The organism is Halochromatium sp. NSM3, assembly GCF_059621085.1.
On the sequence record NZ_JCAQIA010000022.1, the window covers coordinates 1 to 18,658 of the forward strand.

Below are 18,658 nucleotides of genomic sequence, written 5' to 3' on the forward strand. Positions count from 1 at the left end.
CCAACCCTGATCGCCGCCCAAGCCGACAAACTCGACGCCCTCAAGACCCACAAGAGAGGGCTGATGCAGCAACTCTTCCCCAATGCTGCCGCAACGCCAACGGAACCTACGCCATGAGCATCGACGAACTCCTGCCTTCGGTCGGCGCGCTCTCGCACGCGGACAAGATTCGCTTAGCCCAAGTAGTCCTGCAGCAACTCGCACAAGAAGAGAGCACCGCCGAGTCACCCGCTGAGCCATCACGCAAGCCCTTCGACCCGCAACGCTTCTATGGCCTGGCGCATCAATCACGGCAAGCCGTGGATGAGTATCTGGCTTCAGCGCGCGAAGGTTGGCGCGAATGAGCCTGCTCACCGATACCAACATCGTCATCTATTACTTCAACGGCCTCACCGCCGACGAGACCCTGCATCAACGCCAGGGGCTCAACACCCAAAGCGTGACCCTGAAGCCGAGCCTTGATCCATGACCCAAGAACAACTCAACCAACTCGGCAAGACCCTCTGGGCCATCGCCGACGACCTGCGCGGTGCCATGAACGCGGACGACTTCCGCGACTACATGCTCTCGTTCCTGTTCCTGCGCTACCTCTCCGACAACTACCAGGCCGCTGCGGAAAAGGAACTCGGCCCCGATTACCCGCAACTGCCTGCCGATGATCGCCGCCCGCCGCTCTCGGTCTGGTACGCCGACAACGCCGCCGACGTGCCCGCGTTCGAGAAGCAGATGCGCCGCAAGGTCCACTACGTCATCCATCCCGAGTATCTCTGGCGCAGCCTCTCCGAGCGCGCCCGCACCCAAGACCCGGAACTGCTGCAGACGCTGGAGCGCGGCTTTCAGTACATCGAGAACGAATCCTTCGAGAGCCGCTTCCAGGGCCTGTTCTCCGAGATCAACCTCAACTCCGAAAAACTCGGCCGCAACCCCACCGAGCGCAACAGAAAGCTCTGCACCATCCTCACCAAGATTGCCGAAGGCATCGCCCAGTTCTCCACCGCGCGCGACATCCTCGGCGACGCCTACGAATACCTGATCGGCCAGTTCGCCGCCGGCTCCGGCAAGAAGGCCGGCGAGTTCTACACCCCGCAGACCGCCTCGAGCATCCTCTCGCGCATCGTCACCCTCGACAGCCAGGAACCGGCCACCGGCAAGAAGCCACGCCTCAGCTGCGTCATGGACATGACCTGCGGCTCCGCCTCACTGCTGCTCAACGTGCGCCACCAGATGGGGCCGAACGGCATCGGCATGATCTACGGCCAGGAAAAGAACATCACCACCTACAACCTCGCACGCATGAACCTGCTGCTGCACGGGCTGAAGGACACCGAGTTCGACATCTACCACGGCGACTCCCTCACCAACGACTGGCCGCTGCTCAGCGAGCGCAACCCAGCGAAGAAGCTCAAGTGTGATGCCGTGGTCGCCAATCCGCCGTTCAGCTACCGCTGGGACGCCAACGAGGCCATGGGCGAGGACTTCCGCTTCAAGAGCCACGGCCTCGCGCCCAAATCCGCCGCCGACTTCGCCTTCCTGCTGCACGGCTTCCACTACCTCAGCGACGAAGGCACGATGGCGATCATCCTGCCCCACGGCGTCCTCTTCCGAGGCGGCGCCGAGGCGCGCATCCGTAGCAAACTGCTCAAGGACGGCCACATCGACACCGTCATCGGCCTACCGCCGAGCCTGTTCTTCTCCACCGGCATCCCGGTCTGCATCCTGGTGCTGAAGAAGTGCAAGAAGCCCGATGACGTGCTGTTCATCAACGCCGCCGAGCACTTCCAGAAAGGCAAACGGCAAAACCACCTGCTCCCCGAGCATGTCGACAAGATCGTCGACACCTACCAGTACCGCAAGGAAGCAGAGCGCTATTCGCGCCGGGTTGGGATGGAGGAGATCGAGAAGAACGACTACAACCTGAACATCTCCCGTTATGTCAGCACCGCTCGGGCCGAGCCGGATATCGACCTTGCCGCTGTGCATACCAAGCTGGTGGACATCGACGAGAAGATCGCCAAGGCGGCCGAGGAGCACAACGGCTATCTGAAGGAGTTGGGGTTGCCGCCGGTGTGATGTAACGGATGAGTCACTGATGTTGGCGCCCGTCCGTCACGCGCCTTGCATCGGGCATCCCTGCCCGGCTTGCGCGTTATCGTCTACTATTAGGAGTCGGAGTCGAACGCCTCAAGGTCGGGCTCAGGCATGCATAGTGATTCTTATGGTGCGCGAGGGGGGACTCGAACCCCCACGGGATTACCCACTGGAACCTAAATCCAGCGCGTCTACCAATTCCGCCACCCGCGCACGAGGATCGCGGCCAGTGCCGATGATCCACAGGCGTAAGTGTACCGGCTTTCGTGCCTGGCGGTCACCTAGGACGTCAACGCGACTGGCGCCTGATGGGCACTGAGCGAGCATTGCGGGAAGGCGCCGGTGAGACAAGGGCGCCAATGCATCGTCGGGCCTAGGCTTGCTTTTTGGTCGCGAACATAGGATGGTCTTGCGCTCATTTTCACTTGGAGATCAAGATGCGTACCCTTCGTGTGTTCTGCGTGGTGCTGGCCGTCGCGTTTGCACTGACCGGATGTTTCAAGATCGACCAAACCCTCACCCTCAACAAGGACGGCTCCGGCGTGCTGGAGATGCGTTATGGCATGTCGGAACAAGCGATCGCCCAGCTCGAGGCGATGGAGAAGATGGCCGAGGCGATGGGCGAGGACGGCGGCGAGGCGATGACAATGGACACCGAGACCCCTTTCGACATGAGCTTCGACGAAGCCCAGGTGCGCGAGGAGTTCGAGGCCAAGGAACTCGATGGTGTCGAACTCCTGTCCGCGACCTCGGAAACCGTCGATGGCTGGCGCTACATGCAGCTAAAACTCAGCTTCGATCATCTTGCCGCGCTCAACCAGACCGAATTCCTCGAGGATAATGAACTGTCCCTGACGCAGAATGCCGACGGCAACTATGTGTTGACGCAGGGCGGCGGCAATGCTGATGCCGATGCCAGCGTCGACGGCGATGACGCCGACAGCGAGTTGGAGGCACAGATGCTACAGCAGATGGCCGCCATGTTCGCCGGTCTGCGGCTCGTGAGTCGGGTTGTGGTTCCGACCGAGATCATCGACACGGATGCCACCGAGGTCGATGGGCGCACCGCCGCGTGGATCTACGATATCGAAGAGAACCCGAACGTCCTGACCGAGCTGCGGGACATCAAGATGCGGGTGGTCTTTTCCGGCAAAGGCGTCTCGATTGACGAACGCTGATTGACCTCAGGCCAGCAAGACCGACATCCACAGCCAAGACAGCCCACTCGACTGACCGACCGCAAGAGGATCTTCGATGGATCTCGCAGAAAAAACCGCCCTAGTGACAGGCGCTAACTCCGGACTTGGCAAGGCGGTCTCGCGTGCGCTCGCGGCGAGAGGCGCCCGCGTGCTGATGGTCGCCCGTGACCCGCAGCGCGGCGAGGCGGCCCGCGCGGAACTCGAGGCCGCCACCGGCAATACCCGCCTCGAACTGTTGATCGCGGATCTGAAGTCGCAAACCCAGGTCCGCACCCTCGCCGCTGAGGTCAAGGAGCGCGCGCCGAGCCTGGATGTTCTGGTCAACAACGCCGGCACCGCCTTTCCGAAACGCTGCCTGACCGAAGACGGCATCGAATGCACGCTGGCCGTCAATCACCTCGCGCCGTTTTTGCTGACCAACCTGCTGCTCGATTCCCTCGAGGCCGCCGCGCCGGCGCGGATCGTCAACGTGGGAACCCGCATCAACGAGGCGATGGAACTCGGCGACCTGAACTGGGAAGGTCGCTCGTTTCGCATGATGCGCGCCTATGTCGAGTCGAAGCTCGGGATGCTGCATGTCACGCGCGAACTGGCCAAACGCATCAAGGGCAGCGGCGTCACCGTCAATTGCGTGTTTCCCGGTGTGTTCAAATCCAACCTCGGCGGAACCGACGGCGCCCAGGGGCTGTTCTGGCAATCGGTCAGCCTGCTGGTCGGCTGGGCGCTGGCACAACCGGAGCAAGCCGCCGAGCGCGTGATGTATCTGATCGAATCACCCGAGGTGGCTGAGATCAGCGGTGAATACTTCGGTGATTGCCGCGTGATCACGATGCCGGCTCAGGTGCGCGATCCGGCCGCCAATGCGCGGGTGTGGGAGATCAGCGAACGCCTCGCGAATCTCGATGACACCACGCCCTGAGCCGCGCTGTGGAGCCCCCCGTGAGCGTTATTGCGGGTCGCCCAATCGAGCATCGCCCGCGCGCTTCAACCGCGCGACTGCTCGGTGGGCCGGGCGGCACGAAAGAGCTTGAAGAAGTTCTCGGTGGTGAGTTCGGCGAGGGTTTCGACCGAGAGGCCGCGCAGCGCCGCGATCCGCGCGGCCACATGGGTGACGAAGCGCGGCTCATTCTTCTGGCCTCGATAGGGCACTGGCGCGAGATAGGGGGAGTCGGTCTCGATCAACAGGCGATCCAGCGGAACCGATTGCGCAATCTCGCGCAACGCGTCGGCGTTCTTGAAGGTGAGGATGCCGGAAAACGAGATATAGAACCCCAGATCCAGGGCCTGTTTGGCCATCTCCCAGGTCTCGGTGAAGCAGTGCATGACGCCACCGGCCTGATCGGCGCCGGCGGAGCGCATCAGCGCGATGGTGTCCTCGCGGGCATCCCGGGTATGGATGATCAGGGGCTTTGCGAGTCTGCGCGCGGCCTCGATATGGGTCTCGAAACGCTGGCGCTGCCAGCCGAGGTCGCCGTCATTGTAGTGGTAATCGAGCCCGGTCTCGCCAATCGCGACCACGGCAGGATCAGACCCGAGCCGCACCAGTTCATCGAGCGATGGCTCTTGACCGCCCTGTTCGTTCGGATGCACCCCGAGCGAGACCGAGATATCCGCATGACCACTCACGCGCTGGCACATCGCCGCGTAGTGCTCGAGGTCGATGCAGACGCAGAGCATGTGTTGCACGCCCTCCTCGCGTGCCTGCACCAGCATCGCATCGAAATCGCCTTGATAAGGGGTCAGGTCGACCCGGTCGAGGTGGCAATGAGAATCGACGAACATCAAAGAATCACCTTGGGCATTAGCATGCCCTTATAGCGTATGGGTCGGGCGTTGGGTATCGGTTCCTTCGGACAGACACTGCTCGAAGGCCTGGCGGATATCGTTTTTGTCCTGCACATTGAATTGGACACCCACGCCAGCGACGCGATTCCCCTCGGCACCCAGCGGTGTCACCCAGACCACCTGACCTGCCACCGGGATACGCTCTGGCTGGTCCATGAGCTGCACGAGTAAGAACAGCTCATCGCCGAGCTGATAGGGCGTGCTCGTCGGCACGAATAGCCCACCGTTCTTGATGAACGGCATGTAGGCGGCATGCAGGGACAGCTGATCCTTGATGACCAGACTCAGGATGTGGCTTCGCCTCTCGACCTGCTCGGCTGGCATCATCTGTTCTCAATCTCGCTCTGGATCTCGATGCGGCGTCCTGCTGCGCGCCCCTGTGTGAGCCGCGCCCAGCGTATCAGCAGGGACTCGAACAGCAGTTGCTTGTTGACCGGCGCCTCGACCAACGTGCGCGCCTGCAACAGCCGCTGCAACAGCCGGTGTCCGGCGGCTGGCTCGATCCGCTCGGCCAGCGCGTTCAGTGCGCGCCGCGCATCTGGATTGATCAGTCGCGTCAGTGTCGGATCGACCGCCACGCGCAAGAGGTCGGTCAGCCAATCGATCATGGCTGCGAGCACCGCTGCGGCCTCGAGCCGCTGCCACTCATCGGCCACAGCGAGCGGATCATGCTCGCCCCGGGCAACGCCCATGATGTCATCGACGAGCCGCTGGCGCAGCGCCAAGGCCTCCGTCGTTGCCAGCGACAGGGCGCGAAACGGTGCCCCATGGGCCAGCGCAAGACAGAGCGCGGCATGGGGCACTTGCACCTTGGCCTGCTCGGCGAGGCGCGCTTCCAGCCAGGGTAAGGCCACTGATTCCGCCGGCACCGGGAGGTTGACCCGCTGGCAGCGACTGCGGATGGTCTGGCTCAGGCGCTGCGGCTGCTCGGTGACGAGCACCCAGACGGTCGACTCCACCGGCTCTTCCAGGGTCTTCAAGAGGCTATTGGCGGCGAATGGGTTCATCGCATCGGCCGGCATTAGCGTTAAGACTTTCACCGAGCCTCGCGTCGGCGTCAAGGTTTCGCGGGCGCAGAGTTGACGCACCTGCTCGGCGCGAATCTCAGCGCTGGCGGCTTCGGCATCCGGCGCAAGCAGCAGATGATCCGGGTGATGGCCGGCGCTCAACAGTGCGCATTCGCGACAAACGCCGCAGGGCCTTGCATCGACGTTATCCGCGCGACAGAGCAGCAATCCCGTGATGCGGTCCGCGAGCAGTCGCTTACCGACCCCCAGCGGGCCGGTGATCAGTAATGCTTGCCCTAGCCGCGCATGACGATGCGCCCGCGCCAAACGTAGCCAGACCGTCTCCAGCCAGGGCGGTAACGGCTCCGACAATGGGCGCGATGGGGGCGTCCGATCCATCTCCGATCAGGGGCTCGCGAGCAGGCGTTCGGCGAGACAAGCCCGGACCTCGGCGGCCACCGCCGCCTCGCTCTGATCAGCGCGGATCAGACACACGCGATCGGCGGAGCGCTCGGCGATCTCCAGGTAGGCCGCTCGCACACGCTCGAAGAAGGCCAGATCTTCAACCTCGAACCGATCCGGCGTCGAGCGCTGATGCGCGCGCGCCAGTCCACTGGCGACGGGCAGATCGAGGATCAGGGTCAGGTCAGGCCGCAGCCCGCGTTGGACGAAACGCTCCAGTTCGGCGATCCGCGCCTGCTCCAGGCCGCGCCCGCCCCCCTGATAGGCATAGGTCGCATCGGTGAAACGATCACAGACCACCCAACGGCCGGCGCTGAGCGCGGGCTCGATACAGTGCGCCAGATGATCGGCCCGCGCCGCGAACATCAGCAACAGTTCGGCCTCGGCGGCCAGTCCGGTGTTGGCGGCATCGAGCAGCAATCCGCGAATCCGCTCCGCAGCCGGGGTCCCGCCCGGCTCGCGGGTGACGACAGGATCGATCCCCTGCCCCCGCAACCAGTCGACCAAGCGCGCGAGCTGCGTCGACTTACCTGCGCCTTCGCCGCCCTCAAGGGTGATAAAGCGGCCACGGCCTTCGGCTGAAGACGCGCGCGGCGAGGCGTGGGGCGACGAGTCGAGTCTGGGCGCGATAGCGTGCATGCCGGCCATTAGGGCGCGTCCTCGAACAGACTGCAGCGGCCCCCGCGCAGATAGTGGCGCACGGCGCAGTTGTGCTCTTCGAGCGTGGGTGAGAAATGGTGGCTGCCATCGCCACGGGAGACGAAATAGAGTGTTTCCCCGTCGGCCGGGTGCAGGGCCGCATGGATCGCTTCGCGTCCGGGCAACGCGATGGGGGTCGGCGGCAAACCGTCGATCACATAGGTGTTGTAGGGCGTTGCGCGCTGCAGATCCGAGCGTCGGATGGTGCCATCATAGTCATCGCCCATGCCATAGATCACGGTTGGATCCGTCTGCAGGCGCATCCCGCGTTGCAGCCGCCGGACGAAGACGCCAGCAATGTCCGGCCGCTCCTCGGCCAAGCCGGTTTCCTTCTCGATGATCGAGGCGAGGATCAGGGCCGCGTAGGGCGTCTCGATCGGGAGTCCTTTGGCGCGCTGTTCCCATTCCTCGTTCAACACCTGTTTCATCCGTTCGTGCGCACGCTTCAACACCGCGACATCGGTGCTCTCGCGCGAGACCATGTAAGTATCCGGAAACAGCCAGCCCTCGGGATGCGGCTCGTCGATGCCTAGCCGCCGCATGATCTCGGTCTCCGAGAGATCTGCCAGCTCGTGTTGCAGCTTGTCATGATTGGCGAGACTTTCCACCGCCTCGCGAAAGGTCCAGCCCTCGATCAAGGTGACTGGGTACTGGATCGAACGGCCACTCGCGAACAACCGCAGCAGCTCCAATGGCCGCATGCCATTGGTCAGCGCATATTCACCGGCCTTGATCTGCCTCTGAAGCTGCTCTTGATAGGCCAGGGCGATGAAAAAATAGGGATCATTGATCAGCCCCTCATCGCGCAGCCGATGGGCCAGCTCGTGCAACCGGGTGCCGAGGCGGATCTCGAAGACCCGTGGCCCCGTCTGTGCTTCGGCTCGTGTCTCGCCCGGTGCCTCGCCCGGTACCTCGGATTTCGGCGCGGCGCTAAGCTCGATTGGGCTCGCCAGGAACCGTTGATACTCGAACCAGAGCACCCCGAAGAGGGCAACTCCGACCAGGATCAGAGACAACACAGCCGCAAAAAAGGCTCTCACCACTCAAGCTCCGGTTGAAAAAGCCGAGCGTGGACGCGTTCGAGCAACGTCCAAGGCAACCGGGACAGCTCGAACGCATGCTCCTCGACGGTGCGGATCGGCCAGATGCCGATCACCGCATTGGTCAGGAAGGCCCCTCGCGCCCGAACCACATCGGTCAGCGCGAGGCGCCGCTCGCGAACCTCGAGGCCCGCCTCGCGGGCGTCTTCGAGGATCCGCGCGCGCGCCGTCCCGGCGACGCCACACCGGTCGATCAGCGGGGTCTGCAGGACGCCGTCCTCATCGACCAGAAAGAGGTTGCTCATGGTACCGCAGACCAGCCTGCCCTCGGCATCCAGCATCAGGCCCTCATCGGCGCTGGCATCATCCGCCCATTCTGAGCGCGCCAGCACCTGCTCGAGCCGATTCAGGTGTTTGAGACCGGCGAGCTGGGGATTGATTCCGAGCCGGGTCTGACAGAGGCGGACGTGGGCAGCCCGATCGCTTAAAGCGGTCTCGGCCTCGGCACTTAGCGGAGACTGCTCATTGAGCATCAGGATGCGCGTGGGCTTGGGCTCGAGCGGCGGTCGGTATCCGCGCGCCGAAGGGCCGCGGGTGACAATGATCTTGAGTATGCCGCGTTCGACACCGGCACTGAGTCGGGTGGCTTCCTGCTTCAGCCGGGCCGGGGATGGCACCGGCAGCCCAAGCCGGACGGCACCGCGCGCGAGCCGATCGAGATGATCGAGCCAACAGCAAGGTCGACCGGCGCGGATCGCGATGGTCTCGAACAGGCCGTCTCCATAAGCGAGCCCACGGTCCGAGACATCCAGATCAGCGCGCGCCTCGCCATTGACGAGGCAACGGGGCGCCTCCCGACTAGAGCCGTTTGAAGGCCAGGGTGCCGTTGGTACCACCAAAGCCGAACGAATTGCTCAGCGCGAGATCGATCTTCATCTCGCGTGCGGTGTTCGGGACATAGTCCAGATCGCAGTCCGGGTCTGGGGTCTCGTAGTTGATCGTCGGCGGCGCCACCTGATCGCGAATCGCCAGCACCGTGAAGATCGCCTCCGCGCCACCGGCCGCGCCCAGCATGTGTCCCGTCATCGATTTGGTCGAACTCACCGCCAACTGATAGGCCCCATCGCCGAAGGCACGCTTGATGCCCTTGGTTTCAGCGATATCGCCCGCTGGCGTCGAGGTGCCGTGGGCATTGATGTAATCGACCGACGACTTATCCAGCCCGGCATCGGCGAGCGCCATCAACATGCATTCGCTCGCGCCCTCGCCGGTCAGCGACGGCGCAGTCATGTGATAAGCATCGGAGTTCATGCCGACGCCGACGAGTTCAGCGTAGATATGCGCATTGCGCGCCTTAGCGTGCTCATATTCTTCCAGCACCATGACACCGGCGCCGTCACTGAGCACGAAACCATCGCGGTCCTTGTCGAACGGGCGGCTGGCCCGCAGCGGGTCATCATTGCGAGTCGAGAGCGCTCGCGCGGCCGCGAAGCCACCCAAGCCCACGGGCGATGTTGCCATCTCGGCGCCGCCCGCAAGCATCGCGTCGACGATGCCGCTACGGATCATGAAGGCCGCATCGCCAATATTGTGCGTCGCGGTGCTACAGGCGGAGACGATCGAGTAATTCGGACCCTTGAGCCCGTACTTGATCGATAGATCGCCGGCAACCATGTTGACGATATTGGCGGGTACGAAAAAGGGCGAGATCTTGCGCGGGCCTCCTTCTAGGAAGGCTCCGTAGTTATTCTCGATACCCGTGATGCCGCCGATCCCGGAGCCGATAGCGACACCGATGCGCCGACAGTTCTCCTCGGTGATCTCAAGGCCCGCATCCTCGATCGCCTGGCTCCCCGCGCCGATCCCGTAATGGATGAACGCATCCATCTTCCGTGACTCCTTCTTGGAGACGTACTGGGTGACGTCGAAGCCATAGATCGGGCCGCCAAAACGGCTACTAAAGGAGCTCACGTCGAAGTGGGTGATGGGTTGGATGCCACTCCGTCCCGCTAGGATGCTCTCCCAAGCGGACGGGATGTCGAGACCCACCGGAGCGACAATGCCGAGTCCGGTGACAACGACCCTTCTGCCTGACATGAATGACCCCTCAAATCTAGATAGCGACATACAGCCGCCAAACATCACAGGCCCAGTGCCGGGTCACGCGAAGGCGTGACACCTCAACCCGACGTAGGAACCCAAAAGATCACGGCTGACGCGCCTTGGCGCGCCCGGTGATCATGAACAGGCGATTCAACCGAGATGCGCGTTGACGTAATCGACGGCCTCTTTGACCTTGGTGATCTTCTCGGCATCCTCGTCCGGGATCTCGGTCTCGAACTCTTCTTCGAGCGCCATGACGAGTTCGACCGTATCCAATGAGTCGGCGCCGAGGTCGTCGACGAATGACGCATCCAAGGTCACTTCCTCTTCCTTGACGCCCAGTTGCTCGACAACGATCTTACGCACCCGCTCTTCAACGCTACTCATGATTGTTAAACCCTCAGGATGTGGAGACACGTCACCCTCTCAATGAGAGGCCGCGCCATTTTAGAGACAAACAACGGCGGGTGAAAGCTCGACGAAGGCCAAGCCAGCCCATCCAACGATGATGATTTGTTTTCAAATCAAAAGCCTAATTCAGGCCCGAACTCAGACTCTAACTCAAACCATCAGCATCCCACCATTGACATGGATGGTTTGGCCGGTCACATAGGCCGCAGCCGGCGAGGCCAAGAATGCAACCGCAGCGGCGATCTCCTCGGGAGCCCCAAGCCGGCCAAGCGGAATGCTCCCGAGCAGCGCCTCACGCTGCCCCTCGGGGAGTTCTCGCGTCATATCGGTATCGATGAACCCAGGCGCGACCACATTGACGGTGATCCCGCGCGGACCGATCTCGCGCGCCAGCGACTTGCTGAACCCGATGAGACCGGCCTTAGAGGCCGCATAGTTACACTGCCCGGCATTCCCGCTGACCCCCACCACCGAGCTGATGTTGATGATGCGCCCATGCCGCGCCTTGGTCATCGAGCGCATGCAAGCCTTACAGAGGCGAAAGGCCGACGAGAGATTGGTGTCCAGGATCTCGTCCCACTCCTGCGCTTTCATGCGCATCAGCAGATTATCGCGCGTGATCCCGGCGTTATTGACCAGGATGGTCGGCCGCCCGCCGAGCTGCTCTTCGACCGCAGCAAGCGCGGCTTCGATCGAGATCGGCTGCGTTACATCCAGGCATAAGCCAATCCCCACGCTATCCGCTTCGGCAAAACGCGCGGCAATACGAGACGCGCCACCATCGGTGGTCGCCGTGCCCGCAACCTTGGCGCCGAGTCGCGACAGTTCCGCAGCGATGGCCGCACCGATGCCACGGCTGGCACCAGTGACCAGGGCGATCTCTCCGTCGAGAATGGAATCAGGCATGAGCGCTCGCCTCGAGTGCGTGTGATAAACCGTCTGGATCGAACACTGGCAGAGTCGTCAGACGTTTGTCGATACGTTTATTCAGACCGGTCAGCACCTTGCCTGGACCGGCCTCGATGGCCAGTTGCACGCCCCGCTCGGCCACCGCTTGCACGGTCTCGACCCAACGCACCGGACTAAAAAGTTGTTGCGCTAAAAGCCCACGGATCTGCTCGGGTGACTCGGCCGTTTCCACATTAACATTATGGATAACCGGGATCGACGGCAGGTGAAGCTCGGTTTGCTCCAGCCGCGCGGCAAGGTCCGCAGCGGCATCCCGCATCAGCGCGCAATGCGAAGGCACGCTCACCGGCAGCAGCACCGCTCGTTTCGCGCCAGCGGCCTTGGAGGCATCGATCGCTCGCTGTACCGCATCACGCTCTCCCGCAATCACCACCTGCCCTGGGGCGTTAAAGTTGACCGGCTCCAGCACCTGATCCAGGGCCTGGGTCCGACAGAGTTCGACGACCGCCTCGTCATCCAGGCCCAATAGCGCCGCCATTGCGCCCGCCCCATCCGGAACTGCTGCTTGCATCAAACGCGCTCGCTCAGCCACCAGGCGCAGCGCATCCTCGAAGGTCAGTGCGCCCGCGCAAGAAAGCGCACTGTACTCGCCAAGACTGTGCCCGGCCATGACCGAGGGCATTGCACCGCCCTGCTCGCGCCAGACGCGCCAGACCGCGACCCCCGCAGCCAGCATCACCGGTTGCGTGTTCGTGGTCTGATCCAGGGCCTTCTTGGGGCCCTCTTGCATGAGCTGCCAGAGGTCGCGACCTAAGATCTGCGAGGCCTCATCAAAGGTGGCGCGGACTTGCGGATGGGCGACTGCGAGTTCGGCCAGCATGCCGAGTGCTTGCGAGCCCTGTCCGGGAAAAAAGAAAGCGGGATGCATGCTGATCGGTCGCTCCAATGGTCAGTAGCGCAGTAACGCCGAGCCCCAGGTAAAGCCGCCGCCAAACGCCTCCATCAGCACCGTCTGCCCGCGCTGGATGCGCCCGTCGCGGACGGCCTGATCGAACGCGAGCGGGATCGAGGCCGCCGAAGTGTTGCCGTGGTCGGTCACCGTGACCACCACCTGCTCCATGGCCAAATCGAGTTTGCGGGCGGTCGCTTTGATGATGCGCAGATTGGCCTGATGCGGCACCAGCCAGTCGATATCGGCGCGCGTCATATTGTTTGCCGCCAGGGTGTCGTCGACGATCGCCCCCAGGGTCGTGACGGCAACGCGGAATACCTCGTTGCCCTTCATCTGAATATACGGCGAGCCATTGCCGCCATTGCCGATGCCGGCCGGCACCTGCAACAGCTCACGATAGGCGCCATCGGCATGCAGGTGCGTCGAGATGATCCCCGGCTCATCGGCGGCACCGATGACCACCGCACCTGCCCCATCGCCGAAGAGCACGCAGGTACCGCGATCGGTCCAGTCGAGGATACGGGATAGGGTTTCGGCACCAACGACCAGGGCACGCTTGGCGCTGCCGGTGGCAATGAACTTCTCGGCCACAGCCAAGGCGTAGACAAAGCCGGTGCAAACAGCCTGCACATCGAACGCGGGACAGCCATGGTTTTCCAGGCGCTCTTGTAACAGGCAGGCGCTGCTCGGAAAGGTCTGATCCGGGGTGGTCGTCGCCACCACGATCAGATCCAGCTCCGAAGCCGCGACCCCAGCGGCCTCCAAGGCCGCGCGTGCCGCGCGCTCCGCCAGATCGACGCAGGTCTCATCGTCGGCGACGAAGTGGCGTTGGCGAATGCCCGTGCGCTCGCGAATCCAATGATCGGAGGTGTCGACCAACCGCTCCAAATCCTGGTTGGTCACGACCTTGGCCGGCAAGGCGCTGCCGGTACCGAGGATGCGCGTATAGCAGCGGCTCACGCCGACACCCGCGCGGATGCTTGCAATGACAGCGCGCGCGCTTCGCCCAGGTGCGCCTCAACCTCGCGTTCGATGCGCGCGATGACCCGCGAGCGAACCTCCTGATCGGCAATGCGCAGCGCATGCTCGAACGCCAGCTCGTCAGCACCGCCATGGCTCTTGATCACGATACCGCGCAGTCCAAGCAGACTGGCACCATTGTAACGACGTGGATCGACATCATCGCGAAACCCGCGCAGCACGGGCAGTGCCACCAAGCCGGACAGACGACTCAGCAGGTTGCGTCCGAAACGACGCTTCAACATCTGAGCGATGAGCGTGGCCACGCCTTCGCTTGCCTTCAATGCGACATTGCCGACAAAGCCATCCGAGACGACGACATCGACATCGCCGAGATAGATATCGTCACCCTCGACATAACCGACATAGTTCAGGGAACTCGCGGCCAGCAGCTCATGCGCGGCGCGCACCTGATCATTGCCCTTGATCTCCTCTTCGCCGATATTGAGCAGCCCCACGCGCGGCATCGGCAGCCCCTGCACGGCGCGCACGAGTTCACTGCCCATCACGGCAAATTGGAACAGGTGCTCGGCGGTGCAATCCACGTTGGCACCCAGATCGAGCATATGCGTCTGACCTTTGAGCGCCGGAATCGCGGTGATGATCGCGGGCCGGTCGATATGCGGCAAGGTCTTGAGCACGAATCGCGCCGTCGCCATCAACGCGCCGGTATTGCCGGCACTGACGCAGGCATCGGCCTCGCCCTGCTTGACCAGGTCGATCGCGACCCGCATCGATGAATCTTTTTTGCCGCGCAACGCCTTCGAGGGCAGCTCGTTCATCGCCACCTCTTGCGAGGCATGGCGCACAAGTACGCGCTCGTCACCCTCGGCCCAGCGCGGCAGATGCTCGGCGATCGCCTCTTCGCGGCCCACCAGGATCAAGCGACAATCCTGACGTTCGCCGAGAAAGCGCAGCGCCGATGGCACCACCACCCCGGGACCATGATCGCCACCCATGGCATCCAACGCGAAGGTCTGTGGAACAGCCAAATCGGTGTCTCCTGAGGGGATAGAGCCTGCTTGCAAACGCGATGGATGCGCGAATGACGGTCGCGACGCGCCCGTTTGCCCTAGGGCCTAGCGAGGCTAGCTGGCCAACACGGACGCGTCAGGGCAAGTGGGTGGACGACCTCAATCGTCCTTATCGATCACCTTGCGGCCGCGATAGAAGCCATCCGGGGTGACATGATGACGCCGGTGGATCTCACCGGTCGTGCCATCCTCGGAGAGGGTTGGGCGCGATAGCGCGTCGTGGGAACGGCGCATGCCGCGCTTCGAGGGTGTCTTACGATTTTGTTGAACGGCCATTTCGATCTCCGCGTGGGTCGCGATTAGTCCTGACTTTCAGTGTCGTCTCGTTGTGCTTCTTTGAGCGCCGCCAAGGTTGCAAACGGGCGCCGATGGTGATCCGCGCCCAGCGCCTGCTTCTCGCCTTCAACGCCGACCAATGCGGCGGCTGTGCTTGGCACCGGCGGGGGCTCGCACTGGCCATCCGGATGTCGAGGAATCGTTGGAACAGCCAAGATCAGCTCGTCTTCGATCAGATCGGACGCACGCATCAGCCGATCCTCCATCATGAGCGGTTCATACCGCGCCGGCAGGGCCTTGGCCTCATCGACCCCCTCGACCAGGGCGAGACTGACCGCCGCGTCAACCATGATGTCGTAGCGCTCAAAACACCGCTGACAGCATAATGGCAGTTCGGCGGCGACCTGGCCTAGTACAGTCGAGTGTCCGTCGATGTCACGCCCGAACGCGAACCGATAACGCACCGCGTTGGACGCCTTCGCGCTGGTTGGCGTCTTCGACTCCACGCCCCGCCACAGCAGCTTGGATAACCGGGGCAGACGCGCCAACGCCATCTCGCCCTCGAAGACCGAGCGCTGAGCGACCGCTTTTCGGGGGTCGAGAAGATCCGGAAAAGAGACCGACATAAGCCCTTAAATATAAAACGGGGATAGTAGCGCTGTCAACATCAGCCTCCTGTCAAAGCGAGCAGGACACCGGCGGCAACGGCCGAGCCGAGGACACCGGCCACATTCGGCCCCATCGCGTGCATCAGCAAGAAGTTGTGTGGGTTGCTCTCGAGACCGACCCGGTTGACCACGCGCGCGGCCATGGGGACCGCCGAGACACCGGCGGCACCAATCAAGGGATTCACCTTGCCGCCCGTGGCCCGGTACATGATCTTGCCCATCAACACGCCAGCGGCGGTGCCGATCGAAAACGCCAACGCCCCCAGCACCAAGATACCCAAGGTCTCGAGGGCCAGGAATTTTTCCGCCGACAGCCGCGAGCCGACCGCGAGCCCGAGCATGATGGTGACCACATTGATGATCTCGTTCTGCGCCGCCCGGCTGAGGCGCTCCACCACGCCGCTCTCGCGCAGCAGATTACCGAACATCAGCATGCCGATCAGCGGCGCCGCCGAGGGCAGTAGAAGCCCGCAGAGAATCATGACGACGAACGGGAAAAAGATACGCTCAAGGCGCGAAACCGGGCGTAGCTGCTCCATCACCACAGCGCGCTCCTTCTTGGTCGTGAACAAGCGCATGATCGGCGGCTGGATGATCGGCACCAAGGCCATGTACGAATAGGCCGCAACCGCGATCGCGCCCAGGAGATCAGGCGCCAGCCGCGAGGCCAGGAAGATCGCGGTCGGTCCGTCGGCCCCGCCGATGATCGCGATCGCCGACGCATCCTGCAACGTGAAATTGAACCCGGGCAAGGCATTCAACGCCACCGCCCCGATCAGGGTAGCGAAGATCCCGAACTGCGCCGCCGCGCCGAGCAGCAGGGTCGAGGGACGGGCGATCAAGGCGCCGAAATCGGTCAGGGCGCCGACACCCATGAAGATGAGGAGCGGAAAGATGCCGGTCTCGACACCGACACTGTAGATCATCCCGAAGAGACCATCGGGTCCGCCGATACCGGCCACCGGAATATTGGAGAGCACGGCGCCAAAACCGATCGGCACGAGCAGCAAGGGCTCGAACTTCTTTGCGATCGCCAGGTAGATCAGCCCGCAGCCGATCGCGACCATAAGCGCCTGCTGCCAAACGAGGTTGGCAACGCCGGTCGACTCCCACAGTGTGAGCAATGCATCCATCGACTCAGCCCAAGGCGAGCAACGGCGCGCCGAGCGCCACCGCGTCACCCTCCTTGACCCGAATATCGCCGACCCTGCCCGCCGAGGATGCGCGCACCTCGGTTTCCATCTTCATCGCCTCGAGCACCAAGAGCACATCGCCCGACGTGACGGTCTGATCAACGCGCACCTCGACGCGCACGATGGTCCCGGCCATCGGCGCGGTGATCACCCGTCCCTCGGTGATGGTCGAGACCTCATCGGCGGTCTCGGTGGAGCGCACGCGCTCAACCGCTCCCTGTGGCGATACCGTGACATCGTAGCCCTTGCCATTGACCTCAATGTGATAACACTCGGGCTCGGTGCTCACCGCCGGCGCGCTAACCGGAGTCGCAGCGGGGGCCGCAGCAGGCGCCGGCGCCGACTCGTCGATCGTCCAAGGCGGCGGCTCGAAGGCCGAGGCATCGCCGCGATGCTCGAGAAACTTGAGCCCCACCTGCGGGAACATGGCGTAGATCAGTACATCGTCGACCGAGGCTTTGGCAAGCCCGATGCCGCGCTCCTTGGCGATGCCATCAAGCTCCTTGCTCAAGCGCTCCATCTCCGGCGCCAGGTCATCGGCCGGACGTCCGGTGATCGGTACCTCGCCGTCCTTGAGCACCCGCGCCCGCAGCTCGGCGTTGACCGGTGCCGGCGTCGCGCCATAGGCACCGCGCAAGACGCCAGCGGTCTCGTTGGTGATGCTTTTGTAGCGTTCGCCCATGAGCACGTTGAGCACGGCCTGACTGCCGACAATCTGCGAGGTCGGCGTCACCAGCGGGATAAAGCCAAGATCCTCGCGCACCCGTGGGATCTCGTCGAGCACCTCGTCCATGCGCTCGGCGGCGCCCTGCTCGCGCAACTGATTCTCCATGTTGGTGAGCATGCCACCCGGTACCTGGGCGACCAGGATGCGCGAATCGACGCCCTTGAGCGAGCCCTCGAAGCGCGCGTACTTCTTGCGCACCTCGCGGAAGTAGGCCGCGATCTCCTCAAGCAACAGCAGATCCAGCCCAGTGTCGCGCGCGGTGCCGTCGAGGATCGCGACCAGCGATTCGGTCGGCGAGTGACCGTAGGTCATACTCATCGACGAAACTGCGGTATCGACCATATCGATGCCGGCTTCGGCGGCCTTGATGTAGGTCGCGGTGCTCATGCCGGTGGTCGCGTGGCACTGCATCGCGATCGGCACCGCGCAGCTCTCCTTCAGCCGCGTGATCAGCTGCTCGCAGACATAGGGGCGCAGCAGGCCGGCCATGTCCTTGATACAGATCGAATGGCAGCCGAAATCCTCGAGCCGCTTGCCCATGTCGACCCAGTAATCAATATCGTGCACCGGGCTCACGGTGTAGGACATCGTGCCCTGCGCATGGGCATCGGTCTCAAGCGCGGCGCGGATGGCCTGCTCCAGATTGCGCAAGTCGTTCATCGCATCGAAGATGCGAAACACATCAACACCGTTCTTAGCCGCGCGCTCGACGAATGCCGTCACCACATCGTCGGCATAATGCCGATAGCCGAGTAGATTTTGGCCACGCAGCAGCATCTGCTGACGCGTATTCGGCATCGCCGCCTTCAATGCGCGCAGGCGCTCCCAAGGGTCCTCGCCGAGATAACGGATGCAGGCATCGAAGGTCGCGCCGCCCCAGGTCTCCAGCGACCAGTAGCCGACCTGATCGAGCTTGGGCGCGATCGGCAGCATATCCTCGAGTCGCATCCGCGTCGCCAACAAGGATTGGTGGGCATCGCGCAGCACGACATCGGTGATGCCGAGAGGTGTCGGTTCGCTCATAG

The 18,658-nt window shown here is 63.2% G+C and carries 21 protein-coding genes and 1 tRNA gene; 5 read left to right on the plus strand and 17 right to left on the minus strand.

Annotation, left to right across the window (positions count from 1 at the left end):
- The first annotated feature begins 113 nt into the window (after positions 1 to 113).
- The 3 genes from AC54T3_RS10610 to AC54T3_RS10620 are packed head-to-tail and all read left to right on the plus strand — an operon-like array spanning position 114 to position 2,070.
- Positions 114 to 344, plus strand: coding sequence for a hypothetical protein (locus tag AC54T3_RS10610; RefSeq protein ID WP_496624564.1), 231 nt, complete (start codon positions 114 to 116; stop codon positions 342 to 344).
- Entirely contained in the window at positions 341 to 469 is a 129-nt protein-coding gene (locus AC54T3_RS10615) for a hypothetical protein (RefSeq protein WP_496624565.1), read from the plus strand. The genes AC54T3_RS10610 and AC54T3_RS10615 overlap by 4 nt, the downstream gene beginning before the upstream one ends.
- On the plus strand, positions 466 to 2,070 hold the full coding sequence (locus AC54T3_RS10620; protein ID WP_496624567.1) for a type I restriction-modification system subunit M: 1,605 nt from the start codon (positions 466 to 468) through the stop codon (positions 2,068 to 2,070). Before AC54T3_RS10615 ends, AC54T3_RS10620 begins: the two co-directional genes overlap by 4 nt.
- A 146-nt stretch (positions 2,071 to 2,216) precedes the next feature.
- Here AC54T3_RS10620 and AC54T3_RS10625 read toward each other — a convergent pair.
- Positions 2,217 to 2,301, minus strand: a tRNA-Leu gene (locus AC54T3_RS10625).
- Positions 2,302 to 2,525: 224 nt separating this feature from the next.
- Between AC54T3_RS10625 and AC54T3_RS10630 the strand changes: the two genes are divergently transcribed.
- On the plus strand, positions 2,526 to 3,266 hold the full coding sequence (locus tag AC54T3_RS10630) for a hypothetical protein (protein ID WP_496624569.1): 741 nt from the start codon (positions 2,526 to 2,528) through the stop codon (positions 3,264 to 3,266).
- A 76-nt stretch (positions 3,267 to 3,342) separates the two neighbouring features.
- Positions 3,343 to 4,206 carry an SDR family NAD(P)-dependent oxidoreductase gene (locus AC54T3_RS10635; protein ID WP_496624571.1) on the plus strand — a complete coding sequence of 288 codons (864 nt, stop codon included), beginning with the start codon at positions 3,343 to 3,345 and terminating at the stop codon, positions 4,204 to 4,206.
- A 65-nt stretch (positions 4,207 to 4,271) separates the two neighbouring features.
- Here the strand turns inward: AC54T3_RS10635 and AC54T3_RS10640 are convergent, their stop codons facing one another.
- The 16 genes from AC54T3_RS10640 to oadA form a co-directional block, all read right to left on the minus strand.
- A complete protein-coding gene (locus tag AC54T3_RS10640) occupies positions 4,272 to 5,069 on the minus strand; it encodes a TatD family hydrolase (protein ID WP_496624572.1) in 798 nt (265 codons plus the stop codon).
- A 30-nt stretch (positions 5,070 to 5,099) separates the two neighbouring features.
- Complete coding sequence (locus AC54T3_RS10645; RefSeq protein ID WP_496624573.1) at positions 5,100 to 5,459, minus strand: PilZ domain-containing protein; 360 nt, start codon at positions 5,457 to 5,459, stop codon at positions 5,100 to 5,102.
- Positions 5,456 to 6,538 carry a DNA polymerase III delta subunit-related protein gene (locus AC54T3_RS10650; RefSeq protein WP_496624574.1) on the minus strand — a complete coding sequence of 361 codons (1,083 nt, stop codon included), beginning with the start codon at positions 6,536 to 6,538 and terminating at the stop codon, positions 5,456 to 5,458. The genes AC54T3_RS10645 and AC54T3_RS10650 overlap by 4 nt, the downstream gene beginning before the upstream one ends.
- A 6-nt stretch (positions 6,539 to 6,544) precedes the next feature.
- A complete protein-coding gene (gene tmk / locus AC54T3_RS10655; protein WP_496624644.1) occupies positions 6,545 to 7,240 on the minus strand; it encodes a dTMP kinase in 696 nt (231 codons plus the stop codon).
- A gap of 8 nt (positions 7,241 to 7,248) precedes the next feature.
- Complete coding sequence (gene mltG / locus AC54T3_RS10660; protein WP_496624576.1) at positions 7,249 to 8,340, minus strand: endolytic transglycosylase MltG; 1,092 nt, start codon at positions 8,338 to 8,340, stop codon at positions 7,249 to 7,251.
- A complete protein-coding gene (gene pabC / locus AC54T3_RS10665) occupies positions 8,337 to 9,236 on the minus strand; it encodes an aminodeoxychorismate lyase (protein ID WP_496624578.1) in 900 nt (299 codons plus the stop codon). The genes mltG and pabC overlap by 4 nt, the downstream gene beginning before the upstream one ends.
- Entirely contained in the window at positions 9,199 to 10,437 is a 1,239-nt protein-coding gene (fabF, locus tag AC54T3_RS10670) for a beta-ketoacyl-ACP synthase II (protein WP_496624579.1), read from the minus strand. Before fabF ends, pabC begins: the two co-directional genes overlap by 38 nt.
- Positions 10,438 to 10,593: 156 nt before the next feature.
- Entirely contained in the window at positions 10,594 to 10,830 is a 237-nt protein-coding gene (acpP, locus tag AC54T3_RS10675; RefSeq protein WP_496624581.1) for an acyl carrier protein, read from the minus strand.
- Positions 10,831 to 11,004: 174 nt separating this feature from the next.
- Positions 11,005 to 11,748: a 3-oxoacyl-ACP reductase FabG gene (gene fabG / locus AC54T3_RS10680; RefSeq protein WP_496624646.1), complete on the minus strand. Its 744-nt coding sequence runs from the start codon at positions 11,746 to 11,748 to the stop codon at positions 11,005 to 11,007.
- Positions 11,749 to 11,752: 4 nt separating this feature from the next.
- Complete coding sequence (fabD, locus tag AC54T3_RS10685; RefSeq protein ID WP_496624582.1) at positions 11,753 to 12,691, minus strand: ACP S-malonyltransferase; 939 nt, start codon at positions 12,689 to 12,691, stop codon at positions 11,753 to 11,755.
- 21 nt (positions 12,692 to 12,712) lie between these two features.
- Positions 12,713 to 13,675 (minus strand): beta-ketoacyl-ACP synthase III, encoded by a 963-nt coding sequence (locus tag AC54T3_RS10690; protein ID WP_496624584.1) that lies wholly within the window; start codon positions 13,673 to 13,675, stop codon positions 12,713 to 12,715.
- Entirely contained in the window at positions 13,672 to 14,727 is a 1,056-nt protein-coding gene (gene plsX / locus AC54T3_RS10695) for a phosphate acyltransferase PlsX (RefSeq protein WP_496624586.1), read from the minus strand. Before plsX ends, AC54T3_RS10690 begins: the two co-directional genes overlap by 4 nt.
- 141 nt (positions 14,728 to 14,868) lie before the next feature.
- Positions 14,869 to 15,045: a 50S ribosomal protein L32 gene (gene rpmF / locus AC54T3_RS10700; RefSeq protein ID WP_496624587.1), complete on the minus strand. Its 177-nt coding sequence runs from the start codon at positions 15,043 to 15,045 to the stop codon at positions 14,869 to 14,871.
- A gap of 23 nt (positions 15,046 to 15,068) precedes the next feature.
- Complete coding sequence (locus tag AC54T3_RS10705; RefSeq protein WP_496624589.1) at positions 15,069 to 15,599, minus strand: YceD family protein; 531 nt, start codon at positions 15,597 to 15,599, stop codon at positions 15,069 to 15,071.
- 113 nt (positions 15,600 to 15,712) lie between these two features.
- The gene (locus AC54T3_RS10710; protein ID WP_496624591.1) at positions 15,713 to 16,846 is read right to left on the minus strand and encodes a sodium ion-translocating decarboxylase subunit beta; all 1,134 of its coding nucleotides are present in this window, start codon (positions 16,844 to 16,846) and stop codon (positions 15,713 to 15,715) included.
- Between the two features lie 4 nt (positions 16,847 to 16,850).
- Positions 16,851 to 18,656: a sodium-extruding oxaloacetate decarboxylase subunit alpha gene (gene oadA, locus AC54T3_RS10715; RefSeq protein ID WP_496624593.1), complete on the minus strand. Its 1,806-nt coding sequence runs from the start codon at positions 18,654 to 18,656 to the stop codon at positions 16,851 to 16,853.
- Between the last annotated feature and the right edge of the window lie 2 nt (positions 18,657 to 18,658).

Coding starts and splice junctions, on each gene's coding strand:
- AC54T3_RS10610 (WP_496624564.1), top strand. CDS start 114: ATGAGCATCGACGAACTCCTGCCTTCGGTCGGCGCGCTCTCGCACGCG.
- AC54T3_RS10615 (WP_496624565.1), top strand. CDS start 341: ATGAGCCTGCTCACCGATACCAACATCGTCATCTATTACTTCAACGGC.
- AC54T3_RS10620 (WP_496624567.1), top strand. CDS start 466: ATGACCCAAGAACAACTCAACCAACTCGGCAAGACCCTCTGGGCCATC.
- AC54T3_RS10630 (WP_496624569.1), top strand. CDS start 2,526: ATGCGTACCCTTCGTGTGTTCTGCGTGGTGCTGGCCGTCGCGTTTGCA.
- AC54T3_RS10635 (WP_496624571.1), top strand. CDS start 3,343: ATGGATCTCGCAGAAAAAACCGCCCTAGTGACAGGCGCTAACTCCGGA.
- AC54T3_RS10640 (WP_496624572.1), bottom strand. CDS start 5,069: ATGTTCGTCGATTCTCATTGCCACCTCGACCGGGTCGACCTGACCCCT.
- AC54T3_RS10645 (WP_496624573.1), bottom strand. CDS start 5,459: ATGATGCCAGCCGAGCAGGTCGAGAGGCGAAGCCACATCCTGAGTCTG.
- AC54T3_RS10650 (WP_496624574.1), bottom strand. CDS start 6,538: ATGGATCGGACGCCCCCATCGCGCCCATTGTCGGAGCCGTTACCGCCC.
- tmk (WP_496624644.1), bottom strand. CDS start 7,240: ATGCACGCTATCGCGCCCAGACTCGACTCGTCGCCCCACGCCTCGCCG.
- fabF (WP_496624579.1), bottom strand. CDS start 10,437: ATGTCAGGCAGAAGGGTCGTTGTCACCGGACTCGGCATTGTCGCTCCG.
- acpP (WP_496624581.1), bottom strand. CDS start 10,830: ATGAGTAGCGTTGAAGAGCGGGTGCGTAAGATCGTTGTCGAGCAACTG.
- fabD (WP_496624582.1), bottom strand. CDS start 12,691: ATGCATCCCGCTTTCTTTTTTCCCGGACAGGGCTCGCAAGCACTCGGC.
- rpmF (WP_496624587.1), bottom strand. CDS start 15,045: ATGGCCGTTCAACAAAATCGTAAGACACCCTCGAAGCGCGGCATGCGC.
- AC54T3_RS10705 (WP_496624589.1), bottom strand. CDS start 15,599: ATGGCGTTGGCGCGTCTGCCCCGGTTATCCAAGCTGCTGTGGCGGGGC.
- AC54T3_RS10710 (WP_496624591.1), bottom strand. CDS start 16,846: ATGGATGCATTGCTCACACTGTGGGAGTCGACCGGCGTTGCCAACCTC.
- oadA (WP_496624593.1), bottom strand. CDS start 18,656: ATGAGCGAACCGACACCTCTCGGCATCACCGATGTCGTGCTGCGCGAT.